The following is a 23,234-nucleotide window of genomic DNA, read 5'->3' on the forward strand; positions in this document are numbered from 1 at the left end:
TGTAAATTTTAGCACAACAAGAATTTTAACATGATTCAATTAGAAGAAAAAATATATTTTTATCTGTTGTTCACCATTCCAGTATTGGTGGTGGTTTTTGTGCTTTTACAATTTTGGAAACGTAAAGCACAGAAAAGATTTGGAGATCTTACCTTATTAAAAAGGTTAACGCCTTCAAAATCTATATTTAAGTCTACCCTAAAATTAGTGCTATTCTTAGTTGCATTAGCTTTGCTGGTTGTCGGACTTGTAAATCCTAAAATTGGGACCAAATTAGAAACGGTTAAAAGAGAAGGAGTAGATATTGTTTTTGCACTTGATGTATCTAAAAGTATGTTAGCGGAAGATATTGCTCCGAATAGACTAGAAAAAGGAAAGCGATTGGTATCTGAAATCATCAATCATTTAGGTAGTGACCGGATTGGAATTATAGCCTATGCGGCACAAGCTTACCCACAACTACCTATTACAACCGATTATAGTGCGGCTAAAATGTTCTTGCAAAGTATGAATACCGATATGCTTTCATCTCAAGGAACGGCAATTAATGAAGCTATAGAACTAGCATCTACTTATTATGATGATGAAAACCAAACCAATAGAGTACTTTTCATTATCTCTGATGGGGAAGATCATGCAGAAGGCACCACGGAAGAAGCTGTAGAAAAAGCAACGGAAGAGGGTATTAGAATTTTCACCATCGGCGTAGGTAAAACCAAAGGTGCTCCAATTCCAATCAAAAGAAATGGTATTGTAGAGAGTTTAAAAAAAGATATGAATGGTGATGTAGTAATTACCAAGCTTAATGAAGCTATATTACAAGAAATTGCAACAGAAGGTAATGGGGAGTATATAAATGGAGATAATACTAGTGAAGCTGTAGAATATATCAAGGAACAACTAAACCAAATGGACAAGAAGGAGTTTGAAGCGAAGCAATTTGCAGAGTATAAAGACCAATTTCAATGGTTTGTTGGCGGCGCTTTCCTATTGCTATTCTTAGATATGTTTGTTTTGGATCGAAAAACGAAATGGTTAAGAAAACTAAATTTGTTTAATGAAAATAAAAAAGAGTAACATGAAAAACTTAGTATACCTATTACTTCTTGTTGCCACTTATTCTTTTGGACAGGAAGACAGGGAAGAGAAAGAAAAACTGCGCCTAAAAAACTTACAAGAGTCTGTAAATTATACTTGGGATGCTAATAAAGCATTATCGGAAAAAGATTTTATAAACGCCGAAGCAGAATACCGAAAGGCGATTGCTAAAAGCACAGAAAATAGCTCTGCACCTTATAATTTGGGAAATGCGTATTACTCAAATGAAAGTTTTGGAGAAGCTTTTACGCGCTATAAACAAGCGGGTGAAACAGCCACGAGTAAAGAAGATAAACATAAAGCATACCACAACATGGGGAATGTATTTATGAAAGAAAAGCAATATGAAAAGGCGGTAGAAGCTTACAAGCAAGCACTACGTAATAACCCTACAGACGAAGAAACACGTTACAACCTTGCTTTGGCCCAAGAAATGCTTAAAAAGCAACAGGAAGAAGACAAGAAAAACCAAGATCAAGATAAAGACGATAAAAAAGATCAGGACGAAGACAAAAAGGAAGGCGACAATAAAGACGAGAATCAAGGAGATCAAAAAGACGATAAAAATAAAGACCAGGGAGACGAAGGCGATAAAGGAGACCAAGAAGAAGACAAGAAAGACGGAGAAGGCGATAAAAAAGAAGATGAAAAAAAGGATCCTAGCAAAGGAGATAAACCTGAAGACAAAAAAGGAGAACAACAAAAAAGACCAAGTCAACTATCTAAACAGCAAGTACAAAATCTCTTAGAAGCCATGCAGAATGAAGAGAAAAAAGTACAAGAAAAGATGGACGCCCAAAAAGTAAAAGGCGTTAAAACAAGAAACGAAAAAGACTGGTAATGGTATTTACGCTAAAGAAATATATTACGTTACTTACCCTAATGTTCTTAGCTTTTGTAGTAAAAGCTCAAGAAGATGAAGTAACTTTTGAAATGGCTGTAAGCAAAGAAAAGCTTGGCTTAAACGAAAGACTACGCGTAGACTTCACAATGAACCGTGACGGAGATAATTTTAATCCGCCAGATTTTGAAGGTTTCCGCGTCGTGATGGGCCCAGCTCAATCTATTAGAAACTCTTGGGTAAATGGTGTAAGGTCCTACTCAAAAAGTTATTCTTATACATTAATGCCAACGGAGAAAGGAACATTTACCATTGGCCAAGCAAGCATTATTGTAGATGGCAAGGCCTATAAATCACTCACAAAAAAAATAGAAGTAAGTGCTGCTGTTGAAGACCCTAATGCGCCACCCTCTGCAGAATCTATTGCCGATGATAATTTACATTTAGTAGCAGAAGTATCAAAAAGCAATCCTTATCTTAATGAGGCGGTTAGCGTGGTCTACAAACTCTATGTAAGCAATTCTATCCGGGTCACAAACTTTAGACCGATAGATAGCCCCAAATACAATAATTTCTGGAGCCAAGATATGCCAGTACAACAGTACAGCGCGCAGCAAGGAACTTATGAAGGTAAGCCTTATCAATATGTAATTTTAAAACGTATTGTACTCTATCCTCAGAAAACTGGAAAATTAGATATTGAACCTCTTTCTTTAGATGTTTCTGTAGAAGTACCCACAAGCAGACGTGACTTTTTTGGGCGGCCATTGTATACTGCCACAAACAAAACTGTTTCTGCAGGGGGAAGAACACTAAACGTAAAAGAATTGCCACTAGAAGGCAAGCCTGAAAACTTTAGTGGAGCTGTAGGGAAGTTTGATTTCTCTGTCACTACTAGCAAAAAATCGTTAAACGCATCAGAATCTTTACAGGCTTCTGTAAAAGTAAGCGGCTCTGGGAACCTAAAGTTATTTCAATTACCAGAACCAAACTTACCTAGCGCACTAGAGGTCTATGAGCCAGAGTTTGATGAAAGTATCAAAACAACCATTGCAGGAATGCAGGGCAGCGTAAAAAATAATTACACGATTGTACCTAGCTACAAAGGCAAATACCCCATTCCTAGTATTAGCTTTAATTATTTTGATCCCAAAACAGAAAAGTACATCAGTTTAGCATCAGAACAAATACTAATAAATGTTATAGAAGGCCCTTCTAACGGATCAGCTTCCAACAACACTGTAAGCGCAACAAACAAACAAGAGGTAGCCAGCACGGGTAATCAATTTCAATTTATTAAACTTAAAACGGAATTAAAACCAAAAGGAAATAGTTATTTCTTTGGCTCTACAGCGTATCTATTATGGCTCCTAGCGCCCTTAATTTTCATTCCTCTAGCCATCCTATTCGGCAAAAAGAGGGAAGCCATACGTGGTGATGTTCAAGGTAACAAAATCAAAAAGGCCAATAAATTATCTAGAAAATATTTATCGGCAGCAAAGAAAACCTTAGGAAATAAAGAAGCATTTTATGTGGCCCTAGAAAAAGCACTACATAATTACCTGAAAGCGAAGTTGAAAATTGAAACATCAGAATTTAGCAAAGATAAAATTGCCCAACTATTGGCAGAAAAACAAGTTAGCCAAGCCACATCTGATGGGTTTATTGCCTTGTTAAAGAATTGCGAAATGGCACGGTACAGTCCTTTTTCAAATGTTCAAATGCAACAAGACTACAATGCTGCAAGCGAAGTAATCTCTACAATGGATAAGCAATTATAAAATATATAAAAAGTGAAAAACATACTATTCATATTCATTTTATTCTCAAGTGCTTTGGGTTTTTCACAAGGCACAGCCTTATTTGATGCTGCAAACAAATCTTATAATGACGGTAAATATGAAGTAGCAGAAAAAACCTATCTGAAAATATTAACTAATGATGAGGCCTCATCTGAGCTCTATTTTAATCTTGGAAATGTTTACTATAAGCAAAACAATATAGCGCCTAGTATCTATTATTATGAGAAAGCGCTGCTTTTAAAACCCAATGATCCTGACATCAAGAATAACCTAGCGTATGCCCAAAACATGACTTTGGATGCAATTACAGTATTACCAGAAACGGGACTTAAGAAAATATATAAGAATGCTACCTCTTTCTTTTCTTTTGAACAGTGGGCCTACACCAGTGTTTTTCTAATCTTCCTTTTTGTTATTGCTTACCTCCTATACTATTTCTTAGCCAGCGCTGTTTTAAAAAGAATTTTATTTATAAGTTCTTTGGTGTTTTTATTTGTTGCCATAGCATCAATAGCCTTAGCCTATATAAAATATGAGGAGTTTAAAAATGATAATCCTGCCATTGTTTTTGCAGAAGAGAGTGTCATACAAACCGAACCCAATGCAAGAAGCTCGGAATCATTCAGACTACACGAAGGCACCAAAGTTATGGTACTCGAGACACTTAATGATTGGTATAAAATTAAGATTGCCGACGGAAAAACGGGATGGATTTCGGCAGAGGACATTAAACTCCTAAAAGATATTTAAACATTTCTTAACAGTTTTTAATAGTAATACTATTATCTTTACTCTTTTCTATGTTACGTATCTCAAAAAATACAATCCAGTTTATCTTGCTCGCTTTTTGGCTTTTTGCCTTAGCGGCTCCTACCATCGTTACTTTTATTGACGATGATTCGTCTGTGCTTGTAAATAACATGAACGAAGAGGAGCAACAAGAACAACACCAATGTAAAAAAATCAACGAAGTAGAAAAATTCATCGCTTCCGATTTTTCTTTCCGACTTTACATTTCTGATCAAAGAAATATTTCTGTCAACGACAGAACCACCTTAAACAATTCATTACATACCGCTAAAATTATACTTCCTCCTCCCGAGGGCGCTACTATTTAATCCTGAGTATTTTTTAGTAGTTTATAAATCTGCCTTTACCAAATCTTAATGAAGGCTTAATTAGTTATGTATGTTTAAAACATTAAAAAACGACTTGCCTGCAAGTGTCGTTGTATTTTTCGTTGCTTTACCTTTATGTTTAGGAATTGCTTTAGCAAGTGGCGCACCATTATTCGCTGGAATAATTTCTGGTATTATTGGAGGTGTTGTCGTAGGAGCTCTGTCTGGCTCTAAAATTGGAGTTAGTGGCCCGGCCGCAGGATTAGCGGCAATAGTATTAACTGCCATCGGTACGCTTGGCGGATATCAAAACTTTTTAGTAGCTGTTGTTATTGGAGGAGTTATCCAAATTATATTTGGTATTTTAAAGGCGGGAGTTATTGGTTATTATTTCCCATCATCTGTAATAAAAGGAATGCTAACTGGTATTGGTATTATTATCATTCTAAAACAAATTCCACACTTTTTTGGTTATGATCCAGATCCAGAAGGAGATTTTTCCTTTTTTCAAGTTGATGGAGAAAATACCTTTTCTGAAATTTTTAAAACAATTAACAATATTAGTCCTGGAGCAACATTAATTGCTATAATAGGTTTAGCTATTCTATTATTATGGGATAAAGTATTCTCCAAAATGGGGAAGTTTTTCCAGATAATTCAGGGCCCTTTGGTTGCTGTAGTTCTTGGTATCTTATATTTCTCTTTAACAAAAGACCATGAAACATTAGCAATCTCTGCGAAGCACTTAGTTAGTGTTCCTATTCCAGAAGATGCAGCATCATTCTTAGCACAATTTAAATTTCCGAATTTTAGCGCTATCACGAATCCAGAAGTTTGGATTACAGGTTTTACAATTGCCTTGGTTGCTAGTTTAGAAACACTACTGTGCGTTGAAGCCACAGATAAACTAGACCCTGATAAAAATGTAACCCCTACCAACCGTGAATTATTAGCACAAGGAACAGGAAACGTAATCTCTGGACTTATTGGTGGTTTACCTATAACACAAGTAATTGTTCGTAGTTCTGCAAACATCCAATCTGGAGGAAAGTCTAAAGTATCTGCAATTATTCATGGTTTATTATTGTTAATTTCTGTGATCCTTATCCCAACATTTTTGAATATGATTCCGTTATCTGTATTGGCGTCTATTCTATTTATTGTAGGATTTAAATTAGCAAAACCTTCCTTGTTTTTAAAAATGTATCAATTAGGCTGGAAGCAGTCTATACCATTCTTTGTAACGGTCTTAGGGATTGTTTTTACAGATCTATTGGTAGGAATTGGATTAGGTTTAGCCGTAGGTATCGTAGTGATTCTTTTAAAAAGTTACCAGAATTCTCACTTTCTACATATTGAAGACAATAGTAATGGAAAGCACAAAATTAAAATGACCTTAGCGGAAGAAGTAACCTTCTTTAATAAAGGCGCTATTTTAAAAGAATTGGATAGCTTACCTAAAGACACCTATTTAGAATTAGATCTTTTAAATACACGATATTTGGATAATGATATTATAGAAATCTTAGAAGATTTTTCTATAAAAGCAAAAGAAAGAAATATAGATATTAAATTAGTATCTAAGCGTGGTACTGTGGAAAACCCTACAAGTTATATTGAGTTCTTTAATGAACGACCAAAATCTGACTTAAGTTTAAGCTAGGTATCTATAAATAATATAATTAATAAAATTAAAAATATATGAAGGCACATACCAGAGAAACGCAATCTACAATGACTCCTCAAAAAGCATTGGATTTTCTAAAAGAAGGAAATCAGCGTTTTCAAAATAATTTAAAAGCAAATCGTAATTTACTGGAGCAAGTAAATGACACAAGTGAAGGGCAATTTCCTTTTGCAACCATTCTTAGTTGTATTGATTCTCGTGTTTCTGCAGAATTAGTATTTGATCAAGGACTAGGAGACGTTTTTAGCATCCGTATTGCTGGGAATTTCGTGAATGAAGATATTCTAGGAAGTATGGAGTTTGCTAGCAAATTGGCAGGAACGAAACTTATAGTTGTTCTTGGTCATACCAGTTGTGGTGCTATCAAAGGAGCATGCGATCATGCAAGAATGGGTAATTTAACAGCTTTAATCAATAAGATAGAGCCTGCTGTAGCCGCTGTTAAAGAACCAAAAGATGAAAGCTTAAGAAATTCTAAAAACCTAGAATTTGTAGATGCGGTTTCTACTGAAAACGTCTTGCAAACTATCAAAAATGTTAGAGACCGAAGTGAAATTTTAGCCGAAATGGAAAAACAAGGCGAAATAAAAATTATTGGCGCTATGTATGATATTTCTACTGGTGCAGTAGATTTTTACTAGACGCATCAATCTTGTTAAATTAAATAAATGGCTTACCAATTTTGGTAAGTCATTTTACATAATAGCGTATATTAACATCCTATAAATTTGCACCGAATGAATCTTGATTTTGTATTCGAAAACAATAAAAAATGGGTCAATGAAAAGCTTAGCGAGAATGCTAACTACTTTGATGAAATGGGCAAAGGGCAAAGTCCTGAATTGCTTTATATTGGTTGCTCTGATAGCCGCGTAAGTGCAGAAGACTTAATGGGATTAGGTCCTGGCGAAGTATTTGTACATAGAAATATTGCCAATATGGTTATAGGTACAGACCTTAATGCCATGTCTGTCGTAGAGTATGCAGTTATGCACTTGAAAGTAGACCATATTGTCGTTTGTGGTCATTACGGCTGTGGTGGTGTAAAAGCCGCTATGCAATCTGCAGACTTAGGAATTTTAAATCCTTGGCTTAGAAATATAAGAGATGTCTACCGCATTCATAAGAAAGAACTTAATGCTATTGAAAATAAGCATGACAAGTATGAACGCCTAGTAGAATTAAATGTAGAAGAGCAATGCGTGAATCTTATCAAAACAGCAGCAGTACAAAAAGCCTATAGAGATCATGGTTTAAAAGTACATGGCTGGGTGTTTGATATCCACACGGGCAAATTAATCGATTTAAAAATCGATTTCGAAGGAATTCTTGGCAATATTATGGAGATTTACCACTTAGACTAAAACCGTTAAGTAGTTAGTTTTAAGAAAATCACCTTATTATAAAATAGGTGAAGGAAAAAACTAAGGATACCGCCGTTTCGTCTTAAGCGAAAGCTATACCCCAGTTCATAAAACCTTTAAGGATTAACTGTTCAATTCATTAAAATAACACCCAAAAAATGTCCAATTTCACGGTTCATTAAAAAAGTTTAAAGCAGTTAGCTGTACTACTCCCATAAAAGTTTTAAATTTGTCGGCTAGTCCATTGTTATGATTGATAAAATAAAAGAACATATTGCTGAAATTGAAAAGTTTACTTCAGACTCTAAAGAGGCTGTAGAAAGCTTAAGAATTAAATACCTAGGTAAGAAAGGGCTTTTAAATGATTTCTTTACGGAATTTAAAAATGTCCCTAATGACCAAAAAAAGGAATTTGGACAAACTATCAATCAATTAAAGACAATTGCTACCGAAAAAATTAATAAACTTAAGGAAGCTATTGAAGATAAAGTAGATGATAATGGGGGGTATGGCGATTTGACACGCCCTGGAGAACCGGTAGAATTAGGTTCAAGACATCCAATATCTATCGTTAAAAATCAAATTATTGATATCTTCTCTAGAATAGGCTTTAACGTTTCTGAAGGTCCGGAAATTGAAGATGACTGGCATAACTTCACCGCATTAAACCTGCCAGAGTATCACCCAGCTCGTGATATGCAAGACACCTTTTTTATCCAAACAAATCCTGATATTTTATTGCGTACGCACACCTCTTCGGTACAGGTACGTTATATGGAAGATAACAAACCACCTATTAGAACTATTTCTCCTGGTAGAGTGTATAGAAACGAAGCTATTTCTGCTCGTTCCCACTGTTTTTTCCATCAAATAGAAGGCTTATATATTGATAAAAATGTATCCTTTGCTGATTTGAAACAAACCTTACAGTTTTTTACTACAGAGCTTTTTGGCAAATCTAAAATTAGATTGAGACCTTCTTATTTTCCATTCACAGAGCCTAGTGCAGAAGTAGATGTGTATTGGGGATTAGAAACAGAAGCAGATTATAGAATTACAAAAGGAACAGGATGGTTAGAAATTGGAGGATGCGGAATGGTAGACCCAAATGTATTGACCAATTGCGGCATAGATCCTAATGAATATTCTGGTTTTGCATTTGGGGTAGGTATAGATCGTATTGCAATGTTACTACATCAAATTACCGATATTCGTTTGCTTAGTGAGAATGATGTTCGTTTTTTAGAACAATTTAAATCTGCGCTTTAAGCTAGAAATCGAATTATATTTTTAGTGAAAATTTCTAAAGAAAGCTATTCTTGAAAAAAGATATTGATATACCCGTTGTCAAAGATGTTTATGTAGCCATCATCCATGAATGGGATGATGAAATGCTAAATAAAGTATGGAATGCCTATCTCATCAACAATAAAGATAGCGCCATAGAAATGGCCATTATTGTATCTAGCGGATCTAATAGCACAGATAAAACCGCTACCATAAGACATGGCCTTGGTACTTTGGAGGCTAAATCATTTAAAAAATTTGAGCCCCTGCAAGAAGAAATCTTCGGCTTAGACAATGTTTTCTCTCTTTCCTTCTTTTCCGATAATAAATTATTTGATAAGAAATTCCTCTTCAAAAAAAATACGATACAAACTAAAGCACTCAGAACCATCTCTTTAATAGACAAAGAAGGTATACTTGCCGAGTAATTGCTAAAGTTTTCATAAAAAAGCATTTTAGAGTTCTTTAAGTTCGGTTTGTTCCGAACTAATAAATATATTTGCACAGAATTTTACTGTCCATGGATTTTTTGTATTCAGAAAGCAGTGAAGAATAAGGTAAAAAATGGCAAAAAATATTTGTAAAGAAAAAATGTCCTTAGTTGAAAAACTAGGAGTGCATTTAGAAAATAGAGAGCAATTGGCACCTGTTGCAGCACGCATACTATCCTATATAATTCTTACGGGTAAAAAAGGGACTACGTTTGAAGACATGGTAACTATTCTTTGTGCTAGTAAAAGCACTATTTCTACACACCTTAATCATCTACAGGACTTAAAAAAAATTGAGTACTTCACAAAAACCGGAGATCGTAAAAAATATTTTATTATTAATGCAGACACCATTATTCAGCATGTTGATAAAATGATAAATGATTGGAAAGAAATACGTGAATTACACTTAGAAATTAAAAACTATAAGGACAATCAAAACAATAAAAGCATTGAAAATGAAGAAGAAAAATTTGATTTAAATTTTCACAACGATTATATAAAATTTATCGATGGGGCTTCTGCTTCTATTGAAGAATTAAGATTAAAATTAATTAAAGTTAAAGACAACAAACAAACAATTCGATATCTAAACTAAGTACAAAATGAGACATAATAAATTATTAACGATACTAGCATTAACCCTACTATTAGTCGTTTCAAGTTGTGGAGACAATGGCGAACAAAAAGCTGCAGCACCAGAAGGCCCTGCCCCATCTTTTCCTGTTGTTACAATGCAAACCAAAACAGTAACTGGGTATCAAGAATATCCAGCAAACATAGAAGGTATAGTTAACAGTGATGTTAGAGCCAAAGTATCTGGATATATTCAGAAAGTATTAGTAGACGAAGGACAAAAAGTACGTAAAGGTCAAGTGTTATTTAAATTAGAAACACAATCACTTAGTCAAGATGCAGGTGCAGCAAAAGCACGTATTAACGTAGCTCAGGTAGAAGTAAATAAGTTAATTCCTCTGGTAGAGAAAAACATTATTAGCCCTGTACAATTAGAAACCGCTAAAGCAAACTTAGCACAGGCACAAGCAAATTACAGCAGTGTTTCTGCAAGTGTTGGTTATGCCACCATTAAGAGCCCTGTAGATGGCTATGTTGGTTCTATTAACTTTAGAGAAGGCGCTTTAATTAGTCCTGGTGACAGTAAGCCATTAACCACCGTTAGTGAAATTAGTCAAGTGTATGCTTTTTTCAGTTTCAACGAAGCTCAATATATAGATCTTTTACAAAGATCTGAAGGAACAACAAAAGCAGAACGTATAAAAAATTCTCCAGATCTAAGCTTAGTTTTAGCCAACGGAAAAATTTATTCTGAAACAGGCCGTATCCAAACAAGTACAGGTCAAATTAATGAAAATACAGGAACGATTAAAATTAGAGCTGCTTTTGACAATCCAAATGAAATTTTAACCAATGGAAACAGTGGTAAAATTAGGTTTCCAATAGAATATAAAGATGCTCTTGTACTTCCTCAATCATCAACATTTGAGCAACAAAAAGATATTGTAGCTTTTATCATAGATAAAGATAACAAAGCAAAATCTACTATTTTAAAAATACAAGGTACTGTTGGAAATTTATATGTGGTAGAATCTGGACTAAAAGCTGGTGATAAACTAATTGTCTCTGGTGTCGGAAAAATAAGAGATGGTATGGCTATAACCCCACAAGACACACCGTTTGATGAGGCTATTAAACCAATAGAGGTTTTATTTAAGAATTAACAAATTATAAACTTATTTAGTTATGTTAAAAACATTTATTGAAAGACCAGTGCTTTCAACAGTAATCTCTATTATCATCGTAATACTTGGTGTCATCAGTATATCAAGTTTACCAATAGAGGAGTATCCAGATATTGCGCCACCAACCATTAAGGTGACCGCATCTTACGCGGGAGCAAATGCAGAAACCGTTTTAGAGAGTGTAATTATTCCTATCGAAGAACAAATTAACGGTGTAGAAGGTATGAGTTACATTACCTCTACCGCCTCTAACACAGGTACGGCAGAAATTACCGTTTATTTTAATCAAGAAGTAGATGCAGATATAGCCGCAGTTAACGTCCAAAACCGTGTATCTAGAGCAAATGCATTACTACCACAAGAGGTTATACAGACCGGGGTAATAACTCAAAAGCAAGAAACGAGTGCGTTAATGTTTATCTCTATGTATTCTGAAAATGAGAATTACGATGCGACATTCATTCAGAATTACTTAAAAATAAATGTGGTACCTGCCATGCAACGTATTAGTGGTGTAGGAGATGTTAGTTTGTTCTCTCAACAAGATTATGCAATGCGTATTTGGTTGAAACCTGAGAAATTAGCAACGTACGGTTTAATACCTTCAGATATTACTGCAGCTTTAGCTGAGCAAAACTTAGAAGCTGCGGCAGGATCTTTAGGACAGAATAATGGGGAAGCATTCTCCTATACATTAACTTATAGCGGACGTTTCAAAAACGAGCAACAATATGCAGATATTGTTATTAAAGCTTTAGGCAATGGAGAGTTTCTTAGATTGAATGATGTAGCAACCATTGAGTTAGATGCACAATCCTATGCCGCTAATGCGATGAGTATGGGCAATCCAGCTGTATTTATGGGTATTTTTCAAACTAAAGGTTCTAATGCAAGAGAAATTATTGAGAATATTAAAGTTACGCTAGAAGATGTAAAAAAAGACCTACCAGAAGGTTTAGATATTTTTGTGCCTTACGATACTAGTTTGTTTTTAAATGCCTCTATAGAAAAGGTAATTAGTACATTACTAGAAGCGTTCTTATTGGTGTTCTTAGTGGTATTTCTATTCTTACAAGATTTCAGGTCTACATTAATTCCGGCAATTGCTGTACCTGTTTCTATTATAGGTACGTTCTTTTTCTTGAATGTTTTTGGATACTCTATTAACCTTCTAACACTATTTGCGTTAGTCCTTGCCATTGGTATTGTGGTGGATGATGCTATTGTGGTGGTGGAAGCTGTGCATGCCAAATTGGATGAAGGAGAGAAGAGCCCTAAAAAAGCCACCTTAGTTGCCATGAATGAGATATCTGGCGCTATTATTTCTATTACTTTGGTAATGGCAGCGGTATTTATTCCTGTAACATTTATAACAGGTCCTACAGGCGTATTCTATGAGCAATTTGGAGTAACTTTAATTATAGCTATTTTAATATCAGCCGTGAATGCATTGACTTTAAGTCCTGCATTATGTGCATTATTATTAAAAGGGCATAAGGATGACGATGAACTAAAAAGTAAAGGTCCATTAAAACGTTTCTACACGCTTTTTAACCGTGGATTTAACGCTACTATAAACCGATACGGACAATCGCTTCAATTTTTATATAAGAGAAAATGGATTTCACCATTGTTATTAGTGATTGCACTGGCGGGTATCTACTGGGCCTCTCAGACTACACCTACAGGATTTGTACCTAACGAAGATAGAGGTATTATTTTTGCAAATATTGCCTTGCCAGAAGGTGCGTCTTTAGATAGAACAGATGCAGTTTCCAGAGATTTGTACAGTAAAATAAATGGCATAGAGGGTATTGTGGCCGTAAACTTTATTAAGGGTAGAAGTTTAATTAATGGCCAAGGGAGTAACTATGGTTTTGGAATTATCAAATTAGCAGATTGGGCAGACCGTGAAGATGCTGCAACCTCTGTACAAGCCATCACAGGTAAACTATTTGGTGTAGCTGCAGGAATAAAAGAAGCTAATATCATATTCTTCTCACCTCCTAGTATCCGTGGTTTTGGTAACTCGGCAGGTTTTGAGGTGAATTTATTGGATAAGTTTGGTGGAGAATTCAAAGATTTAGATCAAGCGAATAAAGACTTTGCCATGGCTTTAATGAAGCATCCAGAAATAAAATATGCGCAATCTTCTTTCAGTACAAATTACCCACAATACGAAATGGAAGTGAATGTGCCTTTAGCAAAAGAGAAGGGCGTACCTATTAATAGCATTTTCTCTACATTACAAGGGTATATCGGTGGTATTTATGCTTCAGATTTCTCTAGATTTGGGAAGCAATTTAGAGTATATATTCAAGCATTACCAGATGACAGAGCAGATGTTGATGATCTAAATAGTATGTATGTACGAACAGATTCTGGTGAGATGACTCCTATTACGCAGTTTGTAAAACTAGAGCGTGTGTACGGGCCGCAATCCGTAACCCGTTTTAACCTATTTAATTCTACAGCCATAACTGGTGCTACCAATGATGGGTTTAGTACTGGTGATGCTATTAGAGTTATTGAAGAGGAAGTTAGTAACTTACCAAATAATTACACCATTGCTTATTCTGGTTTAACACGAGAAGAAGTAAGTGCAGGAAGCCAAACGATTTTCATTTTTGGTTTGAGTATTCTCTTTGTATACTTCTTGTTAAGTGCGCAATATGAAAGTTATTTATTACCATTTGCTGTAATTTTATCATTGCCTTTTGGAGTATTTGGAGCCTATATAAGCACCAAATTGTTTGGATTGGAAAACAACATCTATTTCCAGATCTCTTTAATTATGCTTATTGGACTACTCGCCAAAAATGCCATCCTTATTGTCGAAATTGCTTTGCAGAAACGGAAAAGCGGAGAAAGCATTGTTGAAGCAGCTATTGATGGTGCAAAATCTCGTTTACGTCCTATCTTAATGACCTCATTTGCCTTTATTTTAGGATTGATGCCATTAGTATTAGCTAAAGGTGTGGGATCTGAAGGAAATAGATCTATTGGAACAGGGGCCGTGGGCGGATTACTTATAGGAACCCTTTTAGGTGTCTTTGTAATACCAATATTATTCATATTATTTCAGTGGTTACAGGAAAGAATTTCTAGTAAACCCGAAGTACTAACTATTGAAGAATAAAAATTATGAAAACTATTATAAACCGTAAAAATATAACTAAAACCATGCTCTTAGGTGTGGTTTTAGTAACCCTTCAAGGTTGTTTTGTTGCAAGAGATTACAAACGTCCGGAATTAGCAGAAACTGAAGCACTTTACCGTACCGACAACTTACCTACGGATAGTGTTTCTATGGCCGATGTTTCTTGGAAAACTATGTTCACTGATCCCTATTTGAGTGAATATATAGAAGAAGGACTTGAAAACAACATGGATGTCCGTATTGCACTTCAGCAAATGATTGCTGCCCAAGCTTATGCGAAGCAAGGTAAAGCTGGTTATTTTCCAACATTAAGTGTTGGAGCCAATTATACCCGTCAAGAATTTTCAGAAAATAGCCAATTTGGATCTTTATTCACGGGAGGTTTAGATACCTATGACGTAACAGCAGATTTGTCATGGGAAGCAGATATCTGGGGAAAAATAAGAAGCAACAGAAGAGCATCACAAGCAGATTATTTACAAAACGTTGCAGGGCATCAAGCCGTAAAAACTCAGCTTATTTCAAGCATTGCAAATACCTATTATAACTTATTAGCCTTAGACGCTCAATTAGAAGTAACCAAGGAAACTATAGCTACAAGAGAAAGTGGCGTGGCCACTATTAAGGCATTAAAAGATGCGGGTCAAGTTACACAAGTTGCCGTAGATCAAAACGTAGCACAATACAATAGCGCCAGAGCATTACAAGTAGATATTGAAGCTGCTATTTTTAAAGCAGAAAACACCCTTAGTATACTCTTAGGTAAAACACCACAAAAGTTCGAAAGAAGTAGCCTTGATACGCAAAGTATGGATCAAGAAATGAAACTTGGTGTTCCAACAACATTACTGAGAAATAGACCAGATGTTATGGCTGCAGAATATGCTTTAATCAAAGATTTTGAGCTCACAAATGTAGCGAATAGTAGCTTTTATCCATCGCTCACGCTAACCGCTTCTGGTGGCTTGCAAAGTTTAGAGTTAGATAAATTGTTTAATGCCAATTCTTTATTTGCAACAATAGTAGGCGGATTGACACAACCACTTTTAAATCAAAGGAAGTTAAAAACGCAAAAGGAAGTTGCCCTAGCAAATCAAGAAAGCTCTTTATTAAATTTCAAAAAGACGTTATTGGTTGCAGGTAGTGAGGTATCAAATGCGTTATACACCTACGAGGCCGAAACTAAAAAATTCGAATTTAGAAAGAACGAAGTGGAAGCTTTACGCACAGCAGAAGCAAATTCTGAAGAGTTACTTAAAAACGGGTATGCGAATTATTTAGATTTATTAACGGCAAGACAAAGCGCCTTGAGTGCAGAACTTAATATCATAGATAGCAAACTACAACAACTCGTTGCAATTGTAGATTTATATGAAGCTCTTGGTGGTGGATGGAAATAACGAAAGAGTGACCAGCACATGATAAATAAAGATCGTTTTTTAGAAATAGCTATTGCTAAATTCACAAGATTTGGATGTAAAAGATTCACCTTAGATGACTTAGCCCATGAGCTAGGAATTTCTAAAAAAACGATTTATGAAACTTTTGACACAAAAGAAGCAATAGTAAATGATAGTTTAGATTTTCTTTTAAAGAAGACTGAACTTGAAATTGTAGCGATTACAGCTAAAAAAGAAGCAAACCCAATCCTGTCTATCATAGAGATCTACAGGATTGGGTTTCTTTTTGTTAAAAATATTAGTCCGGCGTAAATCAACGGCTTAAAAAAATACTATCCAAAATCCAATACACTGTATTCTGATTTTAAAGTACGTTTTACACATAAATACATTAAAGAATTATTGGTAAAAGCCCAAAAAAGCAATCTTATACAAGCAAGAATAAACATTGACCTTACTTGTAATTTGTATTTTGGTAATTTAGAAAACCTAAGTTCAAGATCCTCTAATTTATTTGAGACCTATACCGTCGATGAAATTTTAGAACACTTCGTTATCATTCATCTAAAAGGAATTGTTACGGAAGATTATTTAAAAGCGTACAAAAGTTAGTTCAGTACCTTTTATCTAGTTTCCCAGGACTTATAAGGGTGCTTACTCAGCTGAGAATTGTAATATTTTATGATCCCTGATACTTCTTCCCCTAACCATACTGGCTTTTTAAAAGCTTCGTTCTCAGAATTTAACTCAACCTCAGCGACTATCAAGCCTTCATTTTCACCAAAGAACTCATCAACTTCAAAGGTATGATTTCCTACTTGTACTTCGTACCTGAACTTCTCGATACCACCAGGTTCTACAATTTTCAGCAAGGCTTCTGCTTCCGAAATAGCAATCTCTTTTTCCCATTCAAATCGAGAAACACCCGTATCATTTCCTTTTCCCTTTATGGTTAAAAATCCTTGTTCTCCTTTAATTCGTACCCTTACCGTACGTTCAGGATCTGTATTTAAAAAGCCCTGAACTATTCTAATTTTAGCGCTTGCCTCTTGCTTATAAGCATCAGATAACACTAAAAATTTTCGTTCTATTTCAACCATATTATTGCACTAAAGTCTTAATCCTATCTGATGCTATTGTAGCTTCTTTGTATTCATTATTTGCCAACCAAATCATTGCTGCTGCCAGCGTATCTGGTGCGATAGTCCTGTACTTTTTTAACGGACCTACAAGTAAGACATCTACCACCTTCATTACTTGCTTAAACAGCCATTCTCCTGTTCTTTTTTCAGTTCTATCTCCTCCAATCAAAGAAGGCTGCAATATAAATGTTCTCGTCATTCCTTGTGCCATCACCGCTTCTTCCATTTCTCCTTTTACCTTGTTGTAAAACACTTTGCTTGTTGCGCTTGCGCCCAATGCAGAAATTACAATAAACGTATTAATGCCATTACTTTTCGCTGCTTTTGCTGCAGCAACAGGAATGCCATAATCTATCTTTCGATAGGTTTCATTATCTGGAGTTTTCTTCTTAGTGGTACCAATACAACAAAAAACCTCATCTGCTGTAAAGTTAACTGTATGTTCCTCTAGCGCTAAAAGATCTACTAAATGTTCTTCTATTTTAGGATTGTTTATTGCTACCGATGATCTTGAAAATAATTTAATTTTCTCATAACGTTCATCATGCAACAGTCGTTCTAGCAAGAGTCCTCCTGTTAGCCCCGTAGCACCAAGTATAATTGCGGTCTTATCTTTTCTTTTCATCAACCTAAATATAGTTTAATTTTGCAGTATGCCAATTGATTTACCTATTAGAAAAATTATTCATGTAGATATGGATGCCTTTTATGCGTCTGTAGAAGAACTGGATAATCCTGATTTAAAAGGGAAGCCATTAGCCGTTGGCGGTAGTGAAATTAGAGGGGTTGTTTCTGCAGCAAATTATGAGGCAAGAAAATACGGCGTACGCAGTGCAATGAGCGGTGTAATGGCAAAACGCAACTGTCCGCAACTAACCTTTGTAAAACCTAGGTTTGAACGCTACAAAGAGATATCTCAGCAAATTAGAAAAATTTTTTATGACTATACAGATTTGGTAGAGCCTTTATCTTTAGATGAAGCTTACCTTGATGTTACGGTGAATAAAAAAGGAAACCCATCTGCCTCTTTAGTTGCTGAGGAAATAAGGCAGCGCATTTTTGATGAATTGGGACTTGCCGCTTCTGCCGGTATTTCTATCAACAAATTTATTGCTAAAGTTGCTAGTGACTACAACAAACCAAACGGGCAAAAAACAGTAAACCCCGAAGAGGTCATTGAATTTTTAGAAAAATTAGAAATTAGAAAATTCTATGGAGTTGGAAAGGTAACCACAGAAAAGATGTACAAGTTGGGTATTTTCACTGGTTTTGATTTAAAACAAAAATCTGAAGCCTTTTTAACGGAACATTTTGGCAAGAGTGGAGCCTATTATTATCACGTGGTAAGAGGAGTACATAACAGTACCGTAAAACCACATCGCATTCCAAAATCTGTAGGAGCAGAACGTACATTTAGCGAAAACTTAAGTAGTGAAATTTTTATGCTAGAACGTTTAGAGCATATTGCAAACGAGCTAGAACGTCGTTTAAAAAAAGCTACTATTTCTGGCAAAACTATAACCTTGAAAATTAAGTATAGCGATTTTACTTTGCAGACACGAAGTAAAACCTTGCCCTATTATGTTGCAGATAAGAATTTAATATTAGACACCGCAAAAGAACTTTTGTATCAGGAAAAACTAGAAAATTCTGTACGCTTATTAGGGATCTCATTGGCGAATTTAAATACCGATAAAAAAGAAAAAACCGAAGAGAAAAAAATGGTGACCATTCAATTGCAATTCGATTTTTAAAACATTAACCCCATAAATTAATTTACGGGATTAATGAAGCAACACTAAAAAATTATTTTACTGTTAGTATGTTATCTGTAGACGTTGGGTTTAACGGACAGAAATAAACGTATTCTCCTTTTGTCAATGTTGTTGGCTTAGACGTTTGCTTCAAACCAGTACCTACTGCTTTTGTTACATACGCTGTTTGTATATGATTTTCCGGTTTAGTAATGTCTTGTCCCTTTTTCACCAATACGAATCCTACATCATGCCCTACTGCATTGTTTGCAATTTCAAAAGTATAGGTACCTTCATCAACTGTAATTTGCTTTTGCGTAAACTCACCTTTAGTTTGCTCTAGTGCAATTGTTTTACCCATTTTCATGTCTTGCGCATTTACTGAAAATAATGATCCTAAGGCTACGGCTAATACTACTACTAAATTTTTCATGTTTTTGTTTTATTTAAATGATTACTTATTTTTATTAAAATGAATTTTATTAAAGTGCTAGAGATACTTCTGGAAAATCTACAGGTACATCTGTAGTTTTATGTAAATAGTTAGAAATTGTTTTATCGCCTACTAACACTATCGTATCTACTAAGTTTTCTTTAGTCCACCCTGCTGCAAAGAAACTCGCTACCACAGCAGCATCTGTACCACCTCTGTTTTCAGTAATGTTTTTAGATAATGCTGCTAAAGCATTTAATTTAGGATCAAAAGATGCTTTACCTGCTCGTAATTCTAAAATTTGCTCGTCTGTAAAGCCGTTCATTTTTCCGATTGCTGTATGTGCTGCTAAACAATAAGAACATTCATTAACTTGACTTACGGCTAAGTTTACCACTTCTTTTTCTTTAGCTTTAAGTGATGTTTTTGCACCACTCAGGGCTAAATAATTTTGTAAAGCATTTTCGCTATAGGCATAGGTTGCATATAAATTAGGTACAAATCCTACTGCTTTTTCTAAATTGTCAAATAAGGCTTGATTGGAACTTGATACTTCGTCTCTTTTAGGTACATTAAATGTGCTCATACTAGTATGTTTTTTAAAAATTATTAAATTGATATAAAAGGCTTCTCCGCATCACAATAAAAATCATGATGGTATTTCTCCGAACAATGCGTTTGCGGGATAGCATTAAGCGCTAAACGTTGTTTAGGCGCACTACGGAATATTTCAATTAAGTTGAAGAGTGATTTATTTTTTGATTTCATCTTTTAGCTGTTTTTTAATTACAGTACAAAGATGCGATGAGAAACAAGCTTTTTGTTATCACTAATTTCCCGACTAGTTGTAGAAATTTCCCTTAGCCTAGGATTGTCTTGTTTTCACGGTATTGTGTAGGAGAGATACTCGTCATTTTTTTAAAGAAACTACTAAAATGGGCAGAATCATTAAAGCCAAGTTCAAAAGCTATTTCTTGATTTTGCTTATCCGTATACTGCATTAAACGCTTTGCCTCTAAAGTGATACGTTCTAATATAATTTGTTGTGGCGATTTCTGATTGTATTTCGCAAAGAGGTTAGATAGTGTTTTAGGGCTTTTAAAAAGTAAATCGGCATAATCAGCTACCTTTCTCTTTGTCTTGTAATGGGTATCTACCAAAACATTAAATTTTCTGATAACATCTACTTGTTCATTATCAAAATCTTTTAAGATAAGCTGGTCTTTAGCCAAACGCGTACAAATAATTATTAATCGCTTTAAAAGCATTTGAAGCATATCTCCTTGAATTTTATCAGGGGTATTAAATTCATCCTGAAAAATCTCATAGAGTGTTTCAAATTTTTTCTCTTGAGCTTCAGGAATTGTTATCACCGGTAAATCTTGAGTACCGAAAAATAAAATTCCATTACAGGATACCTCACTATCATGATCTGCAATACAGTAAAATTCTCTATTGAATAAAAAACTAGTTAAAGGCAACTCTGTTTTTATAAAGGAAACATGATGCAAGTATGTGGTAGTAACAATCTGATTGGGCTGTAATAAGATGGTTGCATCATCTATGGTAAGTTCTAAAGCGGTACTATTCCTGTTCCACAAAAAACTAATAGTAGAAGAATTAATTCGGAATGATTTTTCGTCTTTCTTAATATTATCTGTTAATCCAAATATGGATCCTAAATTAGTATCGTAGAATTCGTATTTCATATAAGTAGCTTTTTTTTTGCGGCATTCAGTTAGTCTGAAATTAGCAATAACCTTACGCGCACAAGCCTATAGGATCAAAAACAAACATAGGTTAGTGGTTCTAATACATTATGAATAAAACACCTTAAAAAAGAGGTAAAAAGCAAAAGCCTCAATCTTAGAAATTAAGATTGAGGCTTTTACGTAGTAAACTATTTAAGCTTGCAAATGAGAAGCTTCTATTTCGGTTACTCTTAAGGTATTTACCATACCTTTATCTTTCATAGGCATTGCCGCAAGACTCACTAACATATCTCCTAACTCTAGGAATCCTTTTTCGCAAGCCATTTTGTTTACATCCTCGATAGTTTCATCAGTAGTAACATATTTATCATAGTAAAATGCTTTTACACCCCACAATAAATTTAGCTGCGTTAATATTCTTCTATTAGAGGTAAATACTAAAATATGAGCGCTAGGTCTCCAAGCAGAAATTTGAAAAGCTGTATACCCACTATTTGTTAAAGTAGAAATTGCTTTTGCTTTAATATCATTAGCCATTAATGCTGCATGGTAACAAACAGATTTTGTAATAAATCTTTTTGTTCTTACATGTGGTGCTTCGTGTGGCACTTTTATTAAGCTAGAATTTTCTACAGTCTCTAAAATACTAGACATTTTTTCAATAACCTGAACTGGGTAATTACCTACAGAAGTTTCTCCAGATAACATTACAGCATCAGCACCATCCATTACAGAGTTAGCAACATCGTTTACTTCTGCTCTTGTTGGTGTTAAACTTGTAATCATCGTCTCCATCATTTGAGTGGCAATAATTACAGGAATTCTGGCTCTCTTAGCACGTAATACTAATTGCTTTTGAATTAATGGAACTTCTTGTGCAGGAACTTCTACCCCTAAATCTCCACGAGCAACCATTAAACCATCACAATAAGCTACAATTTTATCAATATTCTCTACCGCTTCTGGCTTCTCTATTTTAGCAATAATTGGAATTTTCTCATCTGTGTGCTCTTTGATAAGATTTTGAAGATCAATTAAATCTTGACTAAAACGAACAAATGATAATGCAATCCAATCTACTTTTTGCGAAATAGCAAAGATGGCATCCTTAATATCCTTTTCTGTTAATGCAGGTAAAGATATGTTTGTGTTTGGAAGGTTTACCCCTTTTTTAGATTTTAAAGGACCTCCTTGAATAACTTTTGCTTTAACTTCATTCTCTTTATTGGTAGAAAGCACTTCAAACATCAACTTTCCATCATCTAAAAGAATCTTCTCGCCAACATTTACATCTTTAGGGAAAGACGTGTAATTCATGTAAACGCGTTCTGCTGTACCTTCAAAAGGTTTTCCTGTAACGAAAGTAATTTCGTCACCAGGAGCAACAACAACTTCTCCTGCCATTACACCCACTCTTAACTTAGGACCTTGTAAATCTCCCAATATAGAGACGTTCAATCCTAACTCATCATTAAGCTCACGGATCATTTTAATACGCTCTGCAACATCTTCGTAATCTGCATGAGAAAAATTAATCCTAAAGACATCTACTCCAGCATTAATCATATCTCTTAGAACTTCTTTCTTACTTGTAGCAGGCCCTAGTGTAGCAACAATCTTTGTCTTTTTTTTAGTCGGCATTATTTAAAATATTAAATTATTTTTAGATTTTAAGGTATCTGTGTTTATCGTATAAGCCGTGATTATTTTAGGTATAGCCAATATTGATTTTAAAATTGCAGTTTCTGCGTCTAAATCTTCTTGTTCTAACTTTATAAAATAATCAACGTTTTTATATTCCGGAATTAAATGTTGTTTCTTAATAGAAGGCATGTCATTAAACAACCCCGTATTATCGTTACTTTCTTCAGATTGTCCGCTGTTTGATATCAGCATCCAATAGCGGTCATTTATAGTATCTTTCCATTCAAAAACGGGAAGCGAAATAGTATCAGAAAAAACTAAATTATTTTTTCGCCTTTTAAAACCACATTTAAGAAATTTATTTATGGTGTAGGCTAGTTTAAAGTCCTCTATATTACAATGCAAAGCAATCAAAGCGAAAGAATCTTCGTGAAAATCCAGCGACATTTTATGCATTGCGACCATAGCCTAGTAAAAAAAACCAAGTTGTAAATATATGATTTCTACTCCTCTAATACTAGTAGATAACACTTTTTTAAAG

At 34.7% G+C, this 23,234-nt stretch carries 23 protein-coding genes; 16 read left to right on the forward strand and 7 right to left on the reverse strand.

Annotation, left to right across the window (positions count from 1 at the left end):
* Positions 1-30: 30 nt before the first annotated feature.
* From M666_RS03965 to M666_RS19910, 15 genes are all read left to right on the forward strand, one after another.
* Positions 31-1,077: a VWA domain-containing protein gene (locus tag M666_RS03965; protein WP_029447664.1), complete on the forward strand. Its 1,047-nt coding sequence runs from the start codon at positions 31-33 to the stop codon at positions 1,075-1,077.
* A 1-nt stretch (position 1,078) separates the two neighbouring features.
* Positions 1,079-1,939 (forward strand): TPR repeat aerotolerance protein BatC, encoded by an 861-nt coding sequence (locus tag M666_RS03970; RefSeq protein WP_029447663.1) that lies wholly within the window; start codon positions 1,079-1,081, stop codon positions 1,937-1,939.
* A complete protein-coding gene (locus tag M666_RS03975) occupies positions 1,939-3,720 on the forward strand; it encodes an aerotolerance protein BatD (protein ID WP_029447662.1) in 1,782 nt (593 codons plus the stop codon). Before M666_RS03970 ends, M666_RS03975 begins: the two co-directional genes overlap by 1 nt.
* A 12-nt stretch (positions 3,721-3,732) precedes the next feature.
* Positions 3,733-4,491, forward strand: coding sequence for an SH3 domain-containing protein (locus M666_RS03980; RefSeq protein WP_029447661.1), 759 nt, complete (start codon positions 3,733-3,735; stop codon positions 4,489-4,491).
* A gap of 50 nt (positions 4,492-4,541) precedes the next feature.
* Positions 4,542-4,859, forward strand: a complete 318-nt coding sequence (locus M666_RS03985) for a hypothetical protein (RefSeq protein WP_024482580.1) — start codon at positions 4,542-4,544, stop codon at positions 4,857-4,859.
* A gap of 70 nt (positions 4,860-4,929) precedes the next feature.
* A complete protein-coding gene (locus M666_RS03990; protein ID WP_024482579.1) occupies positions 4,930-6,522 on the forward strand; it encodes a SulP family inorganic anion transporter in 1,593 nt (530 codons plus the stop codon).
* Between the two features lie 38 nt (positions 6,523-6,560).
* The gene (locus M666_RS03995; protein ID WP_024482578.1) at positions 6,561-7,187 is read left to right on the forward strand and encodes a carbonic anhydrase family protein; all 627 of its coding nucleotides are present in this window, start codon (positions 6,561-6,563) and stop codon (positions 7,185-7,187) included.
* Positions 7,188-7,283: 96 nt separating this feature from the next.
* Entirely contained in the window at positions 7,284-7,910 is a 627-nt protein-coding gene (locus tag M666_RS04000) for a carbonic anhydrase (protein ID WP_029447660.1), read from the forward strand.
* Positions 7,911-8,159: 249 nt separating this feature from the next.
* Positions 8,160-9,179 (forward strand): phenylalanine--tRNA ligase subunit alpha, encoded by a 1,020-nt coding sequence (pheS, locus tag M666_RS04005; protein ID WP_025616450.1) that lies wholly within the window; start codon positions 8,160-8,162, stop codon positions 9,177-9,179.
* Between the two features lie 50 nt (positions 9,180-9,229).
* The gene (locus tag M666_RS04010) at positions 9,230-9,625 is read left to right on the forward strand and encodes a hypothetical protein (RefSeq protein ID WP_029447659.1); all 396 of its coding nucleotides are present in this window, start codon (positions 9,230-9,232) and stop codon (positions 9,623-9,625) included.
* Positions 9,626-9,761: 136 nt separating this feature from the next.
* A complete protein-coding gene (locus M666_RS04015; RefSeq protein WP_024482574.1) occupies positions 9,762-10,286 on the forward strand; it encodes a GbsR/MarR family transcriptional regulator in 525 nt (174 codons plus the stop codon).
* A gap of 7 nt (positions 10,287-10,293) precedes the next feature.
* Positions 10,294-11,427, forward strand: a complete 1,134-nt coding sequence (locus M666_RS04020; protein ID WP_029447658.1) for an efflux RND transporter periplasmic adaptor subunit — start codon at positions 10,294-10,296, stop codon at positions 11,425-11,427.
* A gap of 22 nt (positions 11,428-11,449) precedes the next feature.
* On the forward strand, positions 11,450-14,587 hold the full coding sequence (locus M666_RS04025) for an efflux RND transporter permease subunit (protein ID WP_029447657.1): 3,138 nt from the start codon (positions 11,450-11,452) through the stop codon (positions 14,585-14,587).
* Positions 14,588-14,592: 5 nt separating this feature from the next.
* Positions 14,593-16,008, forward strand: a complete 1,416-nt coding sequence (locus tag M666_RS04030) for an efflux transporter outer membrane subunit (RefSeq protein ID WP_029447656.1) — start codon at positions 14,593-14,595, stop codon at positions 16,006-16,008.
* A gap of 18 nt (positions 16,009-16,026) precedes the next feature.
* Complete coding sequence (locus M666_RS19910; RefSeq protein ID WP_052206640.1) at positions 16,027-16,320, forward strand: TetR/AcrR family transcriptional regulator; 294 nt, start codon at positions 16,027-16,029, stop codon at positions 16,318-16,320.
* A gap of 311 nt (positions 16,321-16,631) precedes the next feature.
* On the opposite strand, the gene M666_RS04040 is transcribed toward M666_RS19910, so the two are convergent.
* Positions 16,632-17,108 carry a CYTH domain-containing protein gene (locus M666_RS04040; protein WP_029447655.1) on the reverse strand — a complete coding sequence of 159 codons (477 nt, stop codon included), beginning with the start codon at positions 17,106-17,108 and terminating at the stop codon, positions 16,632-16,634.
* A 1-nt stretch (position 17,109) separates the two neighbouring features.
* On the reverse strand, positions 17,110-17,775 hold the full coding sequence (locus tag M666_RS04045) for an NAD(P)H-binding protein (protein WP_029447654.1): 666 nt from the start codon (positions 17,773-17,775) through the stop codon (positions 17,110-17,112).
* A 28-nt stretch (positions 17,776-17,803) separates the two neighbouring features.
* On the opposite strand from M666_RS04045, the gene dinB reads away from it, so the two are divergent.
* The gene (gene dinB / locus M666_RS04050; protein ID WP_029447653.1) at positions 17,804-18,904 is read left to right on the forward strand and encodes a DNA polymerase IV; all 1,101 of its coding nucleotides are present in this window, start codon (positions 17,804-17,806) and stop codon (positions 18,902-18,904) included.
* A gap of 52 nt (positions 18,905-18,956) precedes the next feature.
* Here the strand turns inward: dinB and M666_RS04055 are convergent, their stop codons facing one another.
* The 5 genes from M666_RS04055 to M666_RS04075 form a co-directional block, all read right to left on the reverse strand.
* Positions 18,957-19,337: a plastocyanin/azurin family copper-binding protein gene (locus tag M666_RS04055; protein ID WP_024482566.1), complete on the reverse strand. Its 381-nt coding sequence runs from the start codon at positions 19,335-19,337 to the stop codon at positions 18,957-18,959.
* A 49-nt stretch (positions 19,338-19,386) separates the two neighbouring features.
* Positions 19,387-19,923, reverse strand: coding sequence for a carboxymuconolactone decarboxylase family protein (locus M666_RS04060; protein WP_029447652.1), 537 nt, complete (start codon positions 19,921-19,923; stop codon positions 19,387-19,389).
* Between the two features lie 274 nt (positions 19,924-20,197).
* Positions 20,198-21,046 carry a helix-turn-helix domain-containing protein gene (locus M666_RS04065; protein ID WP_025616442.1) on the reverse strand — a complete coding sequence of 283 codons (849 nt, stop codon included), beginning with the start codon at positions 21,044-21,046 and terminating at the stop codon, positions 20,198-20,200.
* A gap of 195 nt (positions 21,047-21,241) precedes the next feature.
* Positions 21,242-22,690 carry a pyruvate kinase gene (gene pyk, locus M666_RS04070; RefSeq protein WP_025616441.1) on the reverse strand — a complete coding sequence of 483 codons (1,449 nt, stop codon included), beginning with the start codon at positions 22,688-22,690 and terminating at the stop codon, positions 21,242-21,244.
* A 3-nt stretch (positions 22,691-22,693) separates the two neighbouring features.
* Positions 22,694-23,140, reverse strand: coding sequence for an IPExxxVDY family protein (locus M666_RS04075; protein WP_235424947.1), 447 nt, complete (start codon positions 23,138-23,140; stop codon positions 22,694-22,696).
* Between the last annotated feature and the right edge of the window lie 94 nt (positions 23,141-23,234).

The sequence above is a fragment of the Cellulophaga baltica 18 genome (genome assembly GCF_000468615.2).
GTDB classification, from domain to species: domain Bacteria; phylum Bacteroidota; class Bacteroidia; order Flavobacteriales; family Flavobacteriaceae; genus Cellulophaga; species Cellulophaga baltica.

Excerpts from the sequence above, each read along its gene's own strand:
- M666_RS03965 (WP_029447664.1), top strand. The coding sequence starts at position 31 with ATGATTCAATTAGAAGAAAAAATATATTTTTATCTGTTGTTCACCATT.
- M666_RS03970 (WP_029447663.1), top strand. The coding sequence starts at position 1,079 with ATGAAAAACTTAGTATACCTATTACTTCTTGTTGCCACTTATTCTTTT.
- M666_RS03975 (WP_029447662.1), top strand. The coding sequence starts at position 1,939 with ATGGTATTTACGCTAAAGAAATATATTACGTTACTTACCCTAATGTTC.
- M666_RS03985 (WP_024482580.1), top strand. The coding sequence starts at position 4,542 with ATGTTACGTATCTCAAAAAATACAATCCAGTTTATCTTGCTCGCTTTT.
- M666_RS03990 (WP_024482579.1), top strand. The coding sequence starts at position 4,930 with ATGTTTAAAACATTAAAAAACGACTTGCCTGCAAGTGTCGTTGTATTT.
- M666_RS03995 (WP_024482578.1), top strand. The coding sequence starts at position 6,561 with ATGAAGGCACATACCAGAGAAACGCAATCTACAATGACTCCTCAAAAA.
- M666_RS04000 (WP_029447660.1), top strand. The coding sequence starts at position 7,284 with ATGAATCTTGATTTTGTATTCGAAAACAATAAAAAATGGGTCAATGAA.
- pheS (WP_025616450.1), top strand. The coding sequence starts at position 8,160 with ATGATTGATAAAATAAAAGAACATATTGCTGAAATTGAAAAGTTTACT.
- M666_RS04015 (WP_024482574.1), top strand. The coding sequence starts at position 9,762 with ATGGCAAAAAATATTTGTAAAGAAAAAATGTCCTTAGTTGAAAAACTA.
- M666_RS04020 (WP_029447658.1), top strand. The coding sequence starts at position 10,294 with ATGAGACATAATAAATTATTAACGATACTAGCATTAACCCTACTATTA.
- M666_RS04025 (WP_029447657.1), top strand. The coding sequence starts at position 11,450 with ATGTTAAAAACATTTATTGAAAGACCAGTGCTTTCAACAGTAATCTCT.
- M666_RS04030 (WP_029447656.1), top strand. The coding sequence starts at position 14,593 with ATGAAAACTATTATAAACCGTAAAAATATAACTAAAACCATGCTCTTA.
- M666_RS19910 (WP_052206640.1), top strand. The coding sequence starts at position 16,027 with ATGATAAATAAAGATCGTTTTTTAGAAATAGCTATTGCTAAATTCACA.
- M666_RS04040 (WP_029447655.1), bottom strand. The coding sequence starts at position 17,108 with ATGGTTGAAATAGAACGAAAATTTTTAGTGTTATCTGATGCTTATAAG.
- M666_RS04045 (WP_029447654.1), bottom strand. The coding sequence starts at position 17,775 with ATGAAAAGAAAAGATAAGACCGCAATTATACTTGGTGCTACGGGGCTA.
- dinB (WP_029447653.1), top strand. The coding sequence starts at position 17,804 with ATGCCAATTGATTTACCTATTAGAAAAATTATTCATGTAGATATGGAT.
- M666_RS04055 (WP_024482566.1), bottom strand. The coding sequence starts at position 19,337 with ATGAAAAATTTAGTAGTAGTATTAGCCGTAGCCTTAGGATCATTATTT.
- M666_RS04060 (WP_029447652.1), bottom strand. The coding sequence starts at position 19,923 with ATGAGCACATTTAATGTACCTAAAAGAGACGAAGTATCAAGTTCCAAT.
- M666_RS04065 (WP_025616442.1), bottom strand. The coding sequence starts at position 21,046 with ATGAAATACGAATTCTACGATACTAATTTAGGATCCATATTTGGATTA.
- pyk (WP_025616441.1), bottom strand. The coding sequence starts at position 22,690 with ATGCCGACTAAAAAAAAGACAAAGATTGTTGCTACACTAGGGCCTGCT.
- M666_RS04075 (WP_235424947.1), bottom strand. The coding sequence starts at position 23,140 with ATGTCGCTGGATTTTCACGAAGATTCTTTCGCTTTGATTGCTTTGCAT.